Origin of the sequence: Oceanicella sp. SM1341, from assembly GCF_003448965.1 — a bacterium.
GTDB lineage: Bacteria > Pseudomonadota > Alphaproteobacteria > Rhodobacterales > Rhodobacteraceae > Paroceanicella.
The window spans coordinates 153,282-168,130 of sequence record NZ_QRGC01000001.1 but is presented as its reverse complement, the minus strand read 5'-3'; the positions used below and the strand labels follow the sequence as shown (position 1 = coordinate 168,130).

The 14,849-nt window shown below is 70.6% G+C and carries 14 protein-coding genes; 4 read left to right on the top strand and 10 right to left on the bottom strand.

Features of this window, described 5'->3' with window-relative positions:
* Positions 1-40 precede the first annotated feature (40 nt).
* Positions 41-1,405, bottom strand: coding sequence for a glutathione-disulfide reductase (gene gor, locus D3P35_RS00745; RefSeq protein WP_118132537.1), 1,365 nt, complete (start codon positions 1,403-1,405; stop codon positions 41-43).
* Positions 1,405-2,193, bottom strand: coding sequence for a ribose-5-phosphate isomerase RpiA (gene rpiA, locus D3P35_RS00740; RefSeq protein ID WP_118132536.1), 789 nt, complete (start codon positions 2,191-2,193; stop codon positions 1,405-1,407). The genes gor and rpiA overlap by 1 nt, the downstream gene beginning before the upstream one ends.
* 199 nt (positions 2,194-2,392) lie before the next feature.
* Between rpiA and D3P35_RS00735 the strand changes: the two genes are divergently transcribed.
* Positions 2,393-3,781: an L-serine ammonia-lyase gene (locus D3P35_RS00735; protein WP_118132535.1), complete on the top strand. Its 1,389-nt coding sequence runs from the start codon at positions 2,393-2,395 to the stop codon at positions 3,779-3,781.
* A 13-nt stretch (positions 3,782-3,794) separates the two neighbouring features.
* On the opposite strand, the gene D3P35_RS00730 is transcribed toward D3P35_RS00735, so the two are convergent.
* The 6 genes from D3P35_RS00730 to D3P35_RS00705 form a co-directional block, all read right to left on the bottom strand.
* A complete protein-coding gene (locus tag D3P35_RS00730) occupies positions 3,795-4,490 on the bottom strand; it encodes a thiamine diphosphokinase (RefSeq protein WP_232830318.1) in 696 nt (231 codons plus the stop codon).
* Between the two features lie 148 nt (positions 4,491-4,638).
* Positions 4,639-4,854 (bottom strand): DUF2842 domain-containing protein, encoded by a 216-nt coding sequence (locus tag D3P35_RS00725; RefSeq protein WP_118132534.1) that lies wholly within the window; start codon positions 4,852-4,854, stop codon positions 4,639-4,641.
* Between the two features lies 1 nt (position 4,855).
* The gene (locus D3P35_RS00720; protein WP_118132533.1) at positions 4,856-6,148 is read right to left on the bottom strand and encodes an adenylosuccinate synthase; all 1,293 of its coding nucleotides are present in this window, start codon (positions 6,146-6,148) and stop codon (positions 4,856-4,858) included.
* 136 nt (positions 6,149-6,284) lie between these two features.
* Positions 6,285-7,877, bottom strand: coding sequence for a phosphoglycerate dehydrogenase (serA, locus tag D3P35_RS00715; protein WP_118132532.1), 1,593 nt, complete (start codon positions 7,875-7,877; stop codon positions 6,285-6,287).
* Between the two features lie 101 nt (positions 7,878-7,978).
* Positions 7,979-9,151 carry a phosphoserine transaminase gene (locus D3P35_RS00710; protein WP_118132531.1) on the bottom strand — a complete coding sequence of 391 codons (1,173 nt, stop codon included), beginning with the start codon at positions 9,149-9,151 and terminating at the stop codon, positions 7,979-7,981.
* Between the two features lie 192 nt (positions 9,152-9,343).
* Positions 9,344-9,565 carry a DUF1127 domain-containing protein gene (locus D3P35_RS00705; RefSeq protein WP_118132530.1) on the bottom strand — a complete coding sequence of 74 codons (222 nt, stop codon included), beginning with the start codon at positions 9,563-9,565 and terminating at the stop codon, positions 9,344-9,346.
* A gap of 99 nt (positions 9,566-9,664) precedes the next feature.
* Between D3P35_RS00705 and D3P35_RS00700 the strand changes: the two genes are divergently transcribed.
* Positions 9,665-11,062, top strand: coding sequence for a PLP-dependent aminotransferase family protein (locus tag D3P35_RS00700; RefSeq protein WP_118132529.1), 1,398 nt, complete (start codon positions 9,665-9,667; stop codon positions 11,060-11,062).
* A gap of 7 nt (positions 11,063-11,069) precedes the next feature.
* Positions 11,070-11,978, top strand: coding sequence for a DMT family transporter (locus tag D3P35_RS00695; protein WP_118132528.1), 909 nt, complete (start codon positions 11,070-11,072; stop codon positions 11,976-11,978).
* A gap of 3 nt (positions 11,979-11,981) precedes the next feature.
* Here the strand turns inward: D3P35_RS00695 and glmM are convergent, their stop codons facing one another.
* Positions 11,982-13,322 carry a phosphoglucosamine mutase gene (gene glmM / locus D3P35_RS00690; protein ID WP_118132527.1) on the bottom strand — a complete coding sequence of 447 codons (1,341 nt, stop codon included), beginning with the start codon at positions 13,320-13,322 and terminating at the stop codon, positions 11,982-11,984.
* Positions 13,319-14,323: a dihydropteroate synthase gene (gene folP / locus D3P35_RS00685; RefSeq protein ID WP_118132781.1), complete on the bottom strand. Its 1,005-nt coding sequence runs from the start codon at positions 14,321-14,323 to the stop codon at positions 13,319-13,321. The genes glmM and folP overlap by 4 nt, the downstream gene beginning before the upstream one ends.
* 207 nt (positions 14,324-14,530) lie before the next feature.
* Here folP and D3P35_RS00680 point away from each other — a divergent pair, with 207 nt between their 5' ends.
* Positions 14,531-14,845: a DUF2849 domain-containing protein gene (locus D3P35_RS00680; protein WP_118132526.1), complete on the top strand. Its 315-nt coding sequence runs from the start codon at positions 14,531-14,533 to the stop codon at positions 14,843-14,845.
* Positions 14,846-14,849 lie beyond the last annotated feature (4 nt).

The following is a 14,849-nucleotide window of genomic DNA, read 5'->3' as shown; positions in this document are numbered from 1 at the left end:
GCTGTGATTGTCCCCAGAAATGGGGGTTAGTGACCGGCGATCAAGTCTCCGCGACAGGTTCTCGCATGGTCACCAGTTCTTCCGCCGCCGTGGGGTGAACGGCACAGGTGCGGTCGAAGTCTTCCTTGGTGGCGCCCATCTTCACCGCGACGCCGGCGAGCTGGATCATCTCGCCCGCGCCGTGGCCCACGATGTGGCAGCCGAGCACGCGCCGGCTCTCCTTGCCCACGACGAGTTTCATCAGCATGCGCTCGTCGCGCCCCGAGAGCGTGTGCATCATGGCGCGGAAGGTGGAGCGGTAGATCTCCACCGGCTCCAGCGCGCGGGCGTCCTCCTCGCTCAGCCCCACGGTGCCGATTTCCGGCTGGGTGAAGACGGCCGTCGGCACCAGGTCGTGGTCCGGGCTCACCGGGGTGCCACGGAACACGGTGTCGACGAAGGCCATGCCCTCGCGGATCGCGACGGGGGTGAGGGCGAGCCGGTCGGTCACGTCGCCCACGGCGTAGATCGAGGGCACGGTGCTCTGCGAGTAGGCGTCCACCTGCACGGCGCCGCCGGGGGTGAGGGCGACACCCGCCTCCTCCAGCCCCAGACCCTTCGTGTTGGGCACCCGGCCGGTGGCGAAGAACACGAGGTCGGTCTCGAGATGGCGGCCGTCGCCCATCTCCACCGCGAAGGCGCCGCTCTCCAGCCGCTCGATGCGCGCCGGCTCCGCACCGTAGCGGAAGGCGATGCCCTTCTTCGCCATCTCGGCGGAAGTGTGGGTGCGCAGGTCCATGTCGAAGCCGCGCAGCACCAGGTCGCGCCGGTAGGCGAGGGTCACCTCGGAGCCGAGCCCGTTGAAGATGCCGGCAAACTCGCAGGCCACGTAGCCGCCGCCCACGATGAGCACGCGCCTGGGCTGCGCGGGCAGGTTGAACACCTCGTTCGAGCTCACCGCGTGCTCGATGCCCGGGATGTCGGGCATGAAGGGCCAGCCGCCGGTGGCGATGAGGATGGTGCGGGCCGAGAAGGTCTCGCCCGTGGCCAGCCGCACCTCATGCGCCGAGGCGACGGTGGCGCGGGCCGAGAAGCTGTGCACGCCCGTGCGGTCGAGATTGGCGCGGTAGATGCCTTCCAGCCGGGTGATCTCGGCGTCCTTGGCCGCGATCAGCGACGTCCAGTCGAAGGTCGGCTTCTGCGGAACCGACCAGCCGAAACCCTCGGCGTCCTCGAAGGCCTCGGAGAAGGCGGAGGCATAGACCATCAGCTTCTTGGGCACGCAGCCCCGGATCACGCAGGTGCCGCCGTAGCGGAATTCCTCGGCCAGCCCCACGCGCGCACCGGTGAGGGCGGCCATGCGCGCGGCGCGCACGCCGCCGGAACCGCCGCCGATGACGAAGAGATCGAAGTCGTAGTCGGCCATCAGTCCTCCAGCCTTTCGATGAGCTGCCGTTCCTCCTCGGGGCTCGGCGGCGCGATGAGGCGGTCGTCCTCGTCGAGCGTCATCTGGATGACGGTGCCGCCCGGCTCCCCGATCACCGCCGCCTGGGCGATGCCGATGAACAGCCCGGTCTCGACCACGCCCGGAATGTCGGTGAGCAGATGCGCGAGCGCCGTCGCGTCGCCGATCCGGCCCAGGTGCAGGTCGATGATGAAATGGCCCTCGTCGGTGACGAAGGGCTCGGAATTCGCCAGCCGCAGGGTGGAGTTGCGGCCGTCCACGTCGAGATCGGCCAGCGCCTCCTCCACGATCGCCTTGGTGGTCTTCCAGCCGAAGGGCACGATCTCCACCGGCAGCGGGAAGGCGCCCAGCGTGTGGACGCGCTTCGCCCCGTCCGCGATCACCAGCATGCGGTCGGAGGCGGTGGCGACGATCTTCTCGAGCAGCAGCGCCCCGCCGCCGCCCTTGATGAGGGTGAGGTTCTCGTCGAGCTCGTCGGCCCCGTCGACCGTGAGGTCGAGCCAGCCGGCATCGTCGAGCGTGGTGAGCGGCACGCCGAGGCTCAGGCACAGGTCGCGCGTGCGCGAGGAGGTGGGCACCCCGATCACGTTCAGCCCCTCGCGGTGGATGCGCTCGGCCAGCAGCCGGTGGAACCAGGCGGCGGTCGAGCCGGTGCCCAGGCCCAGCCGCATCCCGTCTTCCACGAAGGTGAGCGCCTGGCGCGCGGCCAGGAATTTGGCCCGGTCGGGCGGAGAAAGTTCGCGGCTCATCGTCAACCTCGGCGCGTTGGGCTGCCGGCCCGGGGGGCGTCCCGGTCCGCAGGTCTCTATACTGGTTACCGCACCCGGTTGCGAGACGAAATGCCCGCGTCGCTCTGTCCCGTTTCGGCCACCGAGTGTCGCTCCGCGACTGTTGGCGGGGGGCGCGGGCGCTATGATCCGGGGCCAGGCCAGCAAGGGAGAGTGCGGGATGTTCCTCAGCGTGTTCGACATGTTCAAGATCGGGGTCGGGCCGTCGAGTTCGCACACGATGGGGCCGATGCTGGCCGCGGCGCGGTTTCTCGAGGCGCTGCGCGGCGGGCGCGACCGCATCCCCGGCGCGGGCGCGCCGGCGGCGCTGCGCTGCACGCTGCACGGCTCGCTCGCCTTCACCGGCAAGGGCCACGCCACGGACCGCGCGGTGACCCTGGGCCTGATGGGCTACGTGCCCGCCACGCTCGACGCATCGCAGGCCGCGGCGGCGGAGGCGGCGCTTGCCCAGAGCCACACCCTTACCCCCGAGGGCCTGCCCGAGCTTGCCTTCGACCCCGCGCGCGACATCGTGTTCGACTATGGCCCGCCCCTGCCCGGCCATGCCAACGGCATGGTGCTGGAGGCGATGGACGCCGCCGGAAACCTCGCCCTGCGCGAGACCTACTACTCGGTGGGCGGCGGCTTCGTGCTCACCGAGCGCGAGCTGGAGCGCCCGGCCGAGGAGGCGCCGCGCGCGGTGCCCTACCCGTTCCGCTCCGCCGCCGAGATGCTGGAGATGGCGGCCGCCTCCGGCCTCTCCGTCGCGGCGATGAAACGGGCAAACGAGATGGCCGCCACCCCCGGCCTCGCGCTCGACCGCGAGCTCGACCGGATCTGGGAGGTGATGCGCGACTGTATCGAGCGCGGGCTCGAAGGCACCGGCGCCCTGCCCGGCGGCCTCGGCGTGAAGCGCCGCGCCGGCGCCATCCGCGCCCAGCTCGAGCATGAGCGCGGCCTCAACCTCGCGCCGCCGCATGTGACCAACGACTGGATCTCGGTCTATGCCATGGCGGTGAACGAGGAGAACGCCGCCGGCGGCCGGGTGGTGACCGCCCCCACCAATGGCGCCGCCGGCGTGGTGCCCGCCGTCATCCGCTACTGGCTCGACCATGTGCCGGGCGCGCAGGGCCGCGGGGTGCGCGACTTCCTGCTCACCGCCGCGGCGGTGGGCGGCATCATCAAGACCAATGCCTCGATCTCGGGCGCCGAGGTGGGCTGCCAGGGCGAGGTGGGCTCCGCCGCCGCGATGGCGGCCGCCGGGCTCTGCGCCGTGCTGGGCGGCAGCCCCGAGCAGGTGGAGAACGCCGCCGAGATCGCGCTCGAGCATCACCTGGGCATGACCTGCGACCCCGTGCGCGGTCTCGTGCAGGTGCCCTGCATCGAGCGCAACGGGCTGGGGGCGGTGAAGGCGGTGGCGGCGGCCTCGCTGGCGCTGCGCGGCGACGGCTCGCATTTCGTGCCGCTCGACGCCTGCATCGAGACCCTGCGCCAGACCGGGCGCGACATGGATGCGCGCTACAAGGAAACCTCGCTCGGCGGCCTCGCGGTGAACATCCCGGAATGCTGAGGGCCCGGGCCGCCTACCAGGGGGCGCAGCGCAGCATGGCGGCGGCCTGGCCCAGCTCGGAGGCGGGCAGGAACACCATCATGCCGGGGTTGGCGAAGGCGAGGCGCACCGGCCCGCCCTTCGCCGCGTTCGAGGTGCCGATGCGCCCGTCCGGCGCCATCTCCATGCCGCGGGCCGACCAGACCAGCCCCTCGCACTCGGTCACCCGCGTGGGCGCCACGGGCCAGAGCGATACCCGCGTGCCCGCCGCGAGGTCGAGCGACAGCGGGCCGGAGGCGAGGAAGCACAGGTCCTCCGGGCCGAGCAGCAGCACCCGGCGCGCGGGCCGCGCCGCCATGGCCGAGAGCACGGCCAGCATGTGATCGACCCGCCCGCCGGTGAACCCCACCGCGATCACCAGCCGCGAGGCGACATGGGCGAGGCATTTCTCGAAATCGGTGCTGTCCTGCTCGGCGACGGCGCGGATCTCCACCCCGGCGGCGCGGAAGCCTTCCTGCGGGCCCAGCGAGTCGATGTCGCCGATGATCGCCTCGGGCAGGCGGCCGAAGGCCTGCAGCCGGTCGGCCCCGCCATCGGCGGCAAACAGGCGCGGTGCCAGTGCCTCGGCGGCCGCGAGCGTGGGCTCGCGGAGCTCGCCGCCACCGACGAGCGTGACCATCGCCTCCGGGTCACCGAGGCGCGGCAAGGGGGTTGACGGATCGCTGGTCACGGGGACGGTGCCTCCTGCAGGCGGGCGGTCGGGTCTGCCCGGCGTGGTGCCGGGCTCCGAGTCGGCTGGCGCAAGGATGCTGCCGGGCCGGCGGACTTGCCAAGTCGCATCGGCGCGATCGGGGCGAAATTGCGGCAACGCGCGCGGCTCAGGCGTCGGGGTCTTCCCGGCCGACCCCCTTGAAGACGAAGCGGAACGGCAGCGCCCAGAGCACGCCGAGCGCCACGTAGATGCCGAGCTCGACCGCCCAGTGCGGCCGGTCGAGCAGCGACATCACCGTCACGGCCACCACGACATAGGCCGGCATGCCCACCAGCAGGAGCAGGAGGGCAAGACGTCTGCGCGTGCGCCATGACAGGGCCATCTCAGCCCTCGAACGGATCGGTGACGAGGATGGTGTCGTCCCGCTCCGGGCTGGTGGAGAGGATGGCGACCGGGCAGCCGATCAGCTCCTCGATGCGGCGCACGTACTTGATGGCGGCGGCCGGCAGGTCGGCCCAGGAGCGCGCGCCCTCGGTGCTCTCCGACCAGCCCTCGAGCTCCTCGTAGACCGGCTTGACGCGGGCCTGCTGGGCGGCGGCGGTGGGCAGGTGGTCGATGAACTTGCCGTCGAGCTCGTAACCGGTGCAGATCTTCAGGGTGTCGAACCCGTCGAGCACGTCGAGCTTGGTGAGGGCAATGCCGGTCACGCCACCGGTGGTGCAGGTCTGGCGCACCAGCGCCGCATCGAACCAGCCGCAGCGGCGCTTGCGCCCGGTCACGGTGCCGAACTCATGGCCGCGCTCGCCCAGCCGCTGGCCGGTCTCGTCGGTGAGCTCAGATGGGAAGGGCCCCTCGCCCACGCGGGTCGTGTAGGCCTTCACGATGCCGAGCACGAAGCTGATCGCGTTGGGCCCCATGCCGGAGCCGGTCGCGGCCATGCCCGACATGGTGTTGGAGGAGGTCACGTAAGGATAGGTGCCGAAATCGACGTCGAGCAGCGCGCCCTGCGCACCCTCGTAGAGGATGCGGTCACCCTTGCGGCGGTGCGCATCGAGCACGCGCCAGACCGGCTTTGCGTAGGGCAGCACCTGCGGGGCGATCTCGAGCAGCATGGCCTTGAGCGCCGCGCGGTCGATCTCCTCGAGGCCGAGGCCCCGGCGCAGGGCGTCGTGATGGGTGAGCAGCCGGTCGAGGCGGGTGTCGAGCGTCTCCTCGTCGGCGAGATCGGCGACGCGGATGGTGCGGCGGCCGACCTTGTCCTCGTAGGCCGGGCCGATGCCGCGCCCGGTGGTGCCGATCTTGGCGGTCGAGTTCGCCTGCTCGCGCGCGCGGTCCAGCTCGCCGTGCAGCGGCAGGATCAGCGGGGTGTTCTCGGCGATCATCAGGCTCTCGGGGGTGATCTCCACGCCCTGCCCGCGCAGCTTCTCGATTTCCGAGACCAGCGCCCAGGGGTCGAGCACCACGCCGTTGCCGATGGCCGAGAGCTTGCCCGGCCGCACGATGCCCGAGGGCAGCAGCGAGAGCTTGTACACCTTCCCGTCGATCACGAGCGTATGACCCGCGTTGTGCCCCCCCTGGAAGCGGACAATGACGTCGGCGCGCTCGCTGAGCCAGTCGACGATCTTCCCCTTGCCCTCGTCGCCCCACTGGGCGCCGACAACGACTACATTGGCCATGACTCTCTCCTGCCGGAAAAACCGCCGCCTTATACCGCCCGGGGCGCGCGGGTGAAACCTCCAAATGGTCGCGCGGCCCGCCTTCGGGACAGAAGGCGGGCCGCGGAAGGTTCGAGGGGCGCAGAGGTGCCCGGGATCAGAAGCGCAGGAACTTCGCCTGGCGCACCTGCGGCAGGGCCTCGATGCGCGCCAGCGTCTCCTTGTCGAGTTCGCCGTCGATGCCGAGGAAGGCGATCGCCTCGCCGCCCTTCTCGGACCGGCCGAGGGCGAAGGTGGCGATGTTCACGTCGAGCGTGCCCAGCGTGGTGCCGAGCGCGCCGATGTAGCCCGGCGTATCGGTGTTGGTGGTGTAGAGCATGGTGGGCTGCAGCTCCGCCTCCAGGCCGATGCCCTTGATCTGGATGAAGCGCGGCTTGCCGTCGGAGAAGATGGTGCCGGCCACCGAGCGGGTCTGGTTCTCGGTGGTGACCACGAGGCGCATGTAGGTGCCGTAGGCGCCCTGCTCGTCCTTGCGGGTCTCGGCGATCTTGATGCCACGCTCGCGCGCGACCACCGGGGCGGAGACCATGTTCACCCCGCCTTCACCCACCAGCGGTTTCAGCAGGTTGGCGGTGAGTGCCGCGGTGAGCGGCTTGAGGTTGAGCTGGCCCACGCGGCCGACGAACTCGATCTCGATTTCCTTGATCGCGCTCTCGGTCACCTGGCCGGCGAAGCCGCCGAGCATCTCGGCCACCGTGATCCAGGGCTTGAGCACCGGGGCTTCCTCGGCGGTCACCGAAGGCGCGTTGAGCGCGTTGGAGATCGCGCCCTTCATCAGGTAGTCCGACATCTGCTCGGCCACCTGCAGCGCCACGTTCTCCTGTGCTTCCGAGGTGGAGGCGCCGAGATGCGGGGTGCAGACGATGTTGGGAGCGGAGAACAGCACGTTGTCCTTCGCCGGCTCCTCGGCGAACACGTCGAAGGCAGCCCCGGCGAGATGGCCGGATTTCAGCGCCTCGGCGACCGCAGCCTCGTCGACCAGCCCGCCGCGGGCGCAGTTGATCAGGCGCGCGCCCTTCTTCATCTTGGCGATGCGGTCGGCGTTGAGCAGGTTTGCCGTGGTCTGGGTCTTGGGCAGGTGCAGGGTGACGAAATCGGCGCGGGCCAGCAGGTCTTCCACGTCCTCGATCTTCTCCACGCCCATCTCGGTGGCGCGCTCGGCGGAGAGGAACGGGTCATAGGCGATGACCTTCATCCGCAGGCCGATGGCGCGCGAGGCCACGACCGAGCCGATGTTGCCGCAGCCGATCACGCCCAGGGTCTTGCCGGTGATCTCCGAGCCCATGAACTTCGACTTCTCCCACTTGCCGGCCCGGGTGGAGGCATCGGCCTCCGGGATCTGGCGCGCGCAGGCGAACATCATCGCGATGGCGTGCTCGGCGGTGGTGATCGAGTTGCCGAAGGGCGTGTTCATCACCACGATGCCCTTGGCGGAGGCGGCGGGGATGTCGACATTGTCGACCCCGATGCCGGCGCGGCCGATGACCTTGAGGTTGTCGGCCTTCGCGATCAGATCCGCGGTGGCCTTGGTGGCCGAGCGGATGGCGAGACCATCGTAGTTTCCAATGATTTCAGCGAGCTTGGCGGCGTCCTTGCCGAGGTCGGGCTGGAAGTCGACCTCCACGCCATTGTCGCGGAAGATCTGCACGGCGGCGTCCGAGAGCTTGTCGGAGATGAGTACCTTGGCCATCTGGGGCATCCTTGGAATGATGTGAACCGGCGCCCCGGGCCATGACCCGGGGCCTCTGCGGCAGGCCGGCCCGCGGGCCGGCCGGAATGTGAGGGGCTGCCTCAGGCGGCGGCGCGTTCGGCCTTCACGGCCTCATAGGCCCAGTCGAGCCAGGCGGTGAGCGCCTCGACATCGGCGGTGTCCACCGTGGCGCCGCACCACACGCGCAGGCCGGCGGGGGCGTCGCGGTAGCCGTTGATGTCGTAGCCGGCGTCGGCCTTCTCGATCAGGCTCACCATCTCCTTCACGAAGGCGCGCTGGCCGGCGTCGTCGAGGGCGGCCACCTCCGGATCGGTGATCTTGAGGCAGACGGAGGTGTTGGAGCGCGCCTGCGGCGCCTCCACCAGGTTGGCGATCCAGTCACGGCCGTCGGCCCAGGCCTGGAGGGCGGCGAAATTCGCGTCGGCGCGGGCGCGGATGGTCGCGGGGCCGAGCTCTTCCATCCAGTCGAGCGCGTCCTCGGCATCGGCCACGCAGAGCATGGAGGGGGTGTTGATGGTCTCGCCCTTGAACACGCCCTCGATGAGCTTGCCGCCCTTGGTGAGGCGGAAGATCTTCGGCAGCGGCCGGTCGGGGGTGAAGGTCTCGAGCCGCTCCACCGCGCGGGGCGACAGGATGAGGATGCCGTGCGCGCCCTCGCCGCCCATCACCTTCTGCCAGGAGAAGGTGATCACATCGAGCTTCGCCCAGTCGAGGTCCTGCGCGAAGGCGGCGGAGGTCGCGTCGCAGATGGCGAGGCCCTCGCGGTCGGCCGCGATCCAGTCGGCGTTCGGCACGCGGGCGCCGGAGGTGGTGCCGTTCCAGGTGAACACCACGTCGGCGTCCTTGCGGACGGCGGCGAGATCGGGCAGCGCGCCGTACTCGGCCTTCAGCACGTTCACGTCATCGAGCTTGAGCTGCTTCTGGATGTCGGTCGCCCAGCCGGCGCCGAAGCTTTCCCAGACCAGCACGTCCACCGGCCGGGGGCCAAGCAGCGACCACAGCGCCATCTCCACGGCACCGGTGTCGGACGCGGGCACGATGCCGACGCGGTAGCCCTCGGGCACGCCGAGGAACTTCGCGGTGCGGTCGATGACGGATTTCAGCTGCGCCTTCGGCTTCGAGGCGCGGTGCGACCGGCCGAGGAAGGCCTTCGCGGCGACGCTTTCCAGCGTCCAGCCGGGGCGCTTGCCGCAGGGACCGGAGGAGAATTCAGGGCGCGCGGGCTTGACCTGCGGCTGCGAGGGGAGGCTCATGGACGGCTCCGTCGTCAGGGTGAAATTCCTGAGCCTGCCCCCGCTCACCCATAACCCGGGAACCGGCCCGGGAGTGGAGGTACTCCTGCTTCCCCGGCCGGTCAATATGGAAATTGCGACACATTGCGCGAATTCAGCGACGCGGATTTCCGATAGGAAACCCCTGCCCCGCGCGGTGTCGCGGCGCCCCGATCAGGCCCGCCAGAACGGCTTCGCGGCCTCGTCCAGCGCCATCTCCCGGGTGAGACCGATGTCGGCCAGCCGGGCGGTGTCGAGCTGTGACAGTGCGCGGCGGGTTCGGGCACGATGGGACCAGATGAGAGTGAGTCGGGCAAATCGCACCAGCACATCCGCCAGCGCGGGCAGACGGGTCTGCCGGTCGAGCACGAGGAGTTCGGAAGACTGCAAAGGCATGGCTGCCTCCTTTGTCATGGTACAATGTTGCAATCGGGTCCCGTTTGTGGGATGAATGATTGATACAATGCCGCCATCACCCACCGCCAGAGGTATATTGTGACGGATACAAAATGGCTTCCGGACATCCAGGGCGCCGAAGGGCCGAAATACCGCGCCCTGGCCGACGCCCTGCGCCATGACGTGCGCGAGGGCACGCTGGAGCCCGGAACCCGCCTGCCCCCGGTGCGCGACCTTGCCTGGCGCCTGAACGTAACTCCGGGCACGGTGGCGCGCGCCTACCAGATCGCGACCGACGCCGGGCTGCTGGAGGCCACGGTGGGCCGCGGCACCTTCGTGCGCGGCACCCGCCACGAGGAGGCCGATTCGAGCATCCTCATCATGCCCGAGCCCGAGGCGCCCGGGATGTACGACCTGCTCGCCAGCCGCGCGGTGGAGGTGGGCCAGAGCACGGTGATCGGCGAGCGCGCGGCGCAGGTGGCGACCTCGGGCATCTCCTTCATCCGCTACGCCGCCGAGCCCACCGACCTGCTGCCCTGCAAGCAGGCCGCCTGCGACTGGCTGGTGGCCCAGGGCATCAATGCCACGGTGGAGAACCTCGTGCTCACCGAGGGCGCGCAGAACGGCATCTTCGGCGCGCTGCAGATGATCCTGGAGGGGCGCGACCCGGTGGTGCTCACCGAGCAGCTCACCTACCCCGGCTTCCGCCGTGCCATCCGCGGCTGCCGCGGCCGGCCGGTGGCGGTGCCGAGCGACGCGGAGGGCCTGATCCCGGAGGCGCTGGAGGAGGCCTGTGCGCGCCACCCGGTACAGGCCATCCTGCTCTCGGCCAACGTGCACAACCCCACCACCGTGCACACGCCCATGCACCGGCGCGAGGCCATCGCCGAGATCGCCCGCCGCCATGACGTGCAGGTGATCGAGGACGATGTCTACGGCGTGTCGGTGCCCGGCCGGCTGCCGGGCTTCGACCGGCTCTGCCCCGAGCGCGCCTGGGTGACGACCTCGCTGTCGAAATGCGTGGCGGCGGGGCTGCGCATGGGGTTCCTGTGCTGCCCGCCGGGGCGCGGCCAGCACGCGCCGCGCGCGCTGCGCGGCATCGGCCTCTCCACCTCGCTGCTCATCGCCGGGCTGGTGGAGAACCTCATCACCACCGGCGAGGCCGACCGTATCCGCGACCAGGTCTGGACCGAGCTCGACGCCCGGCGCAACATCGCGGCGGAGAAGCTGCAGGGGCTGAACTTCCACTCCCGCCGCGGCCTGAACTTCATCTGGATCCCGCTGCCGCCGGCCTGGCGGGTGACCGCCTTCGTCACCTCCTGCGAGCGCAACGGCGTGCTGGTGGCGGGCTCGGACGTGTTCACCGCCTCGGAGGACAAGGCGCCGGCCGCGATCCGCATCGCACTCTCCGGCCCGCCGAACCGCCGGCGGCTGGAGCACGCGCTCACCCGTGTCGCCGCGCTGCTGCGCGAGCCGCCGCCCGACCTGATCGCCTGAGCCCGGGATGTCCGACACCCCTGCCCGGCCCGCCGGCCGCGACACCGTGATCGACGCGAAGAGCTGGGCCACCATGGCGGTGCTGGTGGTGGTCTGGGGCTCGTCCTTCCTGTTCATCTCGCTGGCGCTGGAGAGCCTCAGCCCCTGGTTCGTCACCGGCGCGCGGCTGGCGCTGGCCGCGGCCGTGGCCTGGCCGCTCACACGGGCGGTCACGGGGCCGTTTCCACGCGGCGCGGGCTTCTGGCTCTGGTCCTGCCTCTACGGGTTCCTCGCCCTCGCGCTGCCCTTCTCGCTCTACACCTGGGGCCAGCAGGAGGTGCCGAGCGGTGTGGTGGCGCTGTTCATCACCGCCTCGCCGCTCTTCGTGCTGCTGCTGAGCCATCTCGCGGGCGACGAGCGGATGACCGGGCTGCGGGTGGCGGGGTTTCTCACCGGCTTTCTCGGCGTGGGGCTGCTGGTTCTGCGCGATGCCTCCGGCGGGGCCTCGCTGTGGCATGCGCTGGCCTGCGCGGCCTCCGGCCTCGGCTTTGCCCTCGGCTCGATGACCGTGCGCTTCATGCCCGGCTACCACCCGCTGCAGGCCACGGCGGCGGCACTCGTCGCCTCGGCGGTGATGTACCTGCCGCTCACCCTCGCGCATCTGCCGCAGGGCGTGCCGCCGGCACCCGCGCTCATCGCCGTCTGCGTGCTGGGGCTGGCGCAGACCGGGGCGGCGCAGGTGCTGCGCTTCGTGCTCATCCGGCGCTCGGGGGCGGTGTTCGCCTCTTCCACCAGCTTCCTGCTGCCGCTCTGGGCGCTGGTGCTGGGCTGGCTGTTCCTGGGCGAGCGGCTGGGCTGGGCCGAGGCCGCGGGGCTGGTGCTGATCCTTGGCGGGCTCGGCATCACCCGGCTGCGGCGGGCGAAGCCGAAACGCTGAGGCTCAGCTCGCCTTTTCCACCGCGGCGCAGATGCCGTCAATCACCTCCTCGAGCAGCACGGGGTCTTCCGCCTCGCCCATCACCCGCACCAGCGGCTCGGTGCCCGAGCGGCGGATCACCAGCCGGCCGGTGCCGGCCAGCCGGGCCTCGCCCGCGGCGATCTCGGCCTTCACGGCGTCCGTCTCCAGCGGCTCGGTGCCCGGCGTGTAGCGCATGTTCTTCAGCAGCTGCGGCACGGGGGTGAACATCTGGCCGATCTCGGAGAGCGGCTTCACCGTTTCCACCAGCGAGGCGAGCACCTGAAGGGCGGCGATCAGCCCGTCGCCCGTGGTGGTGTAATCCGACATCACGATATGGCCGGACTGCTCGCCGCCGAGGTTGCAGCCGGCGCGGCGCATCTCCTCCACCACGTAGCGATCGCCCACCTTCGTGCGGCGCAGGCCGATGCCGCGGCCGGCGAGGAAGCGCTCCAGCCCGAGGTTCGACATCACGGTGGCCACCAGCGCGTCGCCGCGCAGCCGGCCCTCGGCCGCCCAGCGGGAGGCGATGAGCCCCATGATCTGGTCGCCGTCGATGATGCGGCCGGTCTCGTCGATCACGTGCACCCGGTCGGCGTCGCCGTCGAGCGCGATGCCGATGTCCGCCCCGGTCTTGAGCACCATCGCCTGCGCGGCCTCGGGGTGGGTGGAGCCCACGCCCGCGTTGATGTTGAACCCGTCCGGCGCGGTGCCCAGGGTGATCACCTCGGCGCCCAGCTCCCACAGCACGTCCGGCGCGGTGCGATAGGCGGCGCCGTTGGCGCAATCCACCACGATCTTCAGCCCGTCGAGGCGCAGGCCACGCGGAAAGGTGGTCTTGGCGAACTCGGTGTAGCGGCCGTAGGCCACGTCGATGCGCTTGGCCCGGCCGATGTCGGAGGGTTCGGAGAGGGTCGGGTCCTCGGCGAGGTAGCCTTCGATCTCGGCCTCCGCCTCGTCGGAGAGCTTGTAGCCATCAGGCCCGAAGAACTTGATGCCGTTGTCCTCGAACGGGTTGTGCGAGGCGGAGATCATCACCCCGAGGTCGGCGCGCAGCGAGCGGGTGAGCATGGCCACCGCCGGCGTGGGCATCGGCCCGAGCAGGAACACGTTCATGCCCACCGAGGTGAAGCCGGCGGTCATCGCGGTCTCGAGCATGTAGCCCGAGCGGCGGGTGTCCTTGCCGATGATCACCCGGTGCTCCTGGTGGCCGTTGCGGAAGTAGCGCCCGGCGGCCATGCCGAGGCGCATGGCCATCTCGGCGGTCATCGCGCCCGAGTTGGCGCGGCCACGCACCCCGTCGGTTCCGAACAGCTTGCGGGTCATTCTGTCTCTCCCAAGGTGCTGGCGCGCCAGAGGCGCAGGGCCTGGATGGTGGCTTCCACGTCATGCACGCGCAGGATCTGGGCGCCCTGCCCGAGCCCGGCAAGCCCGGCGGCGATGGAGCCGGGGAAGCGCTCCTCCGCCCGCTCCGCGCGGCCGATGCTGCCGATGAAACGCTTGCGCGACACGCCCAGCAGCAGCGGGTAGCCGAGCGCGTGGAAGGCGGCGAGGCCGCGGATGAGGGTGAGGTTCTGTGCCGCGGTCTTGGCAAAGCCGATGCCGGGGTCGAGCAGGATGTTCTCGCGGCGGATGCCGGCGGCGCGGCAGGCCTCGGCGCGGGTGCCCAGCCAGTCCACCACCTCGCCGAGCACGTCATCGTAATCGGTGAGGCCGGTCATCGTCTCGGGCGTGCCGCGGAAATGCATCAGGCACACCGGGGCGTCGAGGGCGGCGGCGGTCTCGAGGCTCCCGGGGGCCCAGGTGAGCGCGGTCACGTCGTTCCAGAGATCCGCCCCCGCGGCATGGGCGGCGCGGAAGACGGCGGGCTTGCGGGTGTCGACCGAGATCGGCATTGTGATGCCGGCGGCGCGGATCGCCTCGATCGCGGGCACCACGCGGGCGATCTCCTCGGCGTCCGGCACCGTGACGGAGCCGGGGCGGGTCGACTCGCCGCCGATGTCGATCATGTCGACCCCTGCCGACACCATCTCCTGCGCGCGCGCCAGCGCACGCGCGGTGCCGTAATTCTGACCGCCGTCGGAGAAACTGTCGGGCGTGACGTTGAGAATGCCCATCACCCGGGGGCGACGCAGGTCGAGCCCGCAGAGCGCCGGCCGCGGCGCGCTGAGTGCGGCGCGCCCGGCGGCATCAAGCGCCGAGGCCGCCACCACGCCATCCGCCGTCTCGACATGGGCAAAGCACAACGGCCCGCCGGCCAGCGGCAGTGCCCCGGGGGTCGCCGGGTCGCAGACCAGCGGGCGCAGGGTATGTCGGGTGTCTGTCATGGTATTGAGGCTGGTAAAGAAGCCGGGGGCCGGCTTCAATCCAATTAACGTTGCACCCTATTTCACACCCACATGCGTGTAATCTTTCGTGAGAGTTTTTCGCTGTGTGAATTATTGTAATCCACGGCGGCTTCCTCCATATTGCAATGCAATCAGTCACCCAGGGTGCGGGACGATTCCGCGCACCGACAGGCAGGAGGTCCCGCCATGGCCCGTGCATTCCGCCCCGTTGTCCTCACCGCGAACGACCTCGTGGAGGGCGATGTCGTCTGGTGGACCGGAGCGGTCTGGAGCCGCGACGTGTCCGACGCCGAAGTCTTCGACACACCCGAGGCCGCCGAGGCTGCCGAAGCCGCGCTGAACACGCCGGAGCACGCGGCCTGTACCGTGGGCATCGTGCGCGTGGAAGTGGAGATGCGCGACGGCGCGCCCTTCCCCACCCTGCGGCGCGAACAGATCCGCGCCGAACGCCGCCCGACCTTCGATTACCTGCCGACCTCCAAGGTCAGCGAAGCCGCCTGAGGCC

Excerpts from the sequence above, each read along its gene's own strand:
- gor (WP_118132537.1), bottom strand. The coding sequence starts at position 1,405 with ATGGCCGACTACGACTTCGATCTCTTCGTCATCGGCGGCGGTTCCGGC.
- rpiA (WP_118132536.1), bottom strand. The coding sequence starts at position 2,193 with ATGAGCCGCGAACTTTCTCCGCCCGACCGGGCCAAATTCCTGGCCGCG.
- D3P35_RS00735 (WP_118132535.1), top strand. The coding sequence starts at position 2,393 with ATGTTCCTCAGCGTGTTCGACATGTTCAAGATCGGGGTCGGGCCGTCG.
- D3P35_RS00725 (WP_118132534.1), bottom strand. The coding sequence starts at position 4,854 with ATGGCCCTGTCATGGCGCACGCGCAGACGTCTTGCCCTCCTGCTCCTG.
- D3P35_RS00720 (WP_118132533.1), bottom strand. The coding sequence starts at position 6,148 with ATGGCCAATGTAGTCGTTGTCGGCGCCCAGTGGGGCGACGAGGGCAAG.
- serA (WP_118132532.1), bottom strand. The coding sequence starts at position 7,877 with ATGGCCAAGGTACTCATCTCCGACAAGCTCTCGGACGCCGCCGTGCAG.
- D3P35_RS00710 (WP_118132531.1), bottom strand. The coding sequence starts at position 9,151 with ATGAGCCTCCCCTCGCAGCCGCAGGTCAAGCCCGCGCGCCCTGAATTC.
- D3P35_RS00705 (WP_118132530.1), bottom strand. The coding sequence starts at position 9,565 with ATGCCTTTGCAGTCTTCCGAACTCCTCGTGCTCGACCGGCAGACCCGT.
- D3P35_RS00695 (WP_118132528.1), top strand. The coding sequence starts at position 11,070 with ATGTCCGACACCCCTGCCCGGCCCGCCGGCCGCGACACCGTGATCGAC.
- glmM (WP_118132527.1), bottom strand. The coding sequence starts at position 13,322 with ATGACCCGCAAGCTGTTCGGAACCGACGGGGTGCGTGGCCGCGCCAAC.
- folP (WP_118132781.1), bottom strand. The coding sequence starts at position 14,323 with ATGACAGACACCCGACATACCCTGCGCCCGCTGGTCTGCGACCCGGCG.
- D3P35_RS00680 (WP_118132526.1), top strand. The coding sequence starts at position 14,531 with ATGGCCCGTGCATTCCGCCCCGTTGTCCTCACCGCGAACGACCTCGTG.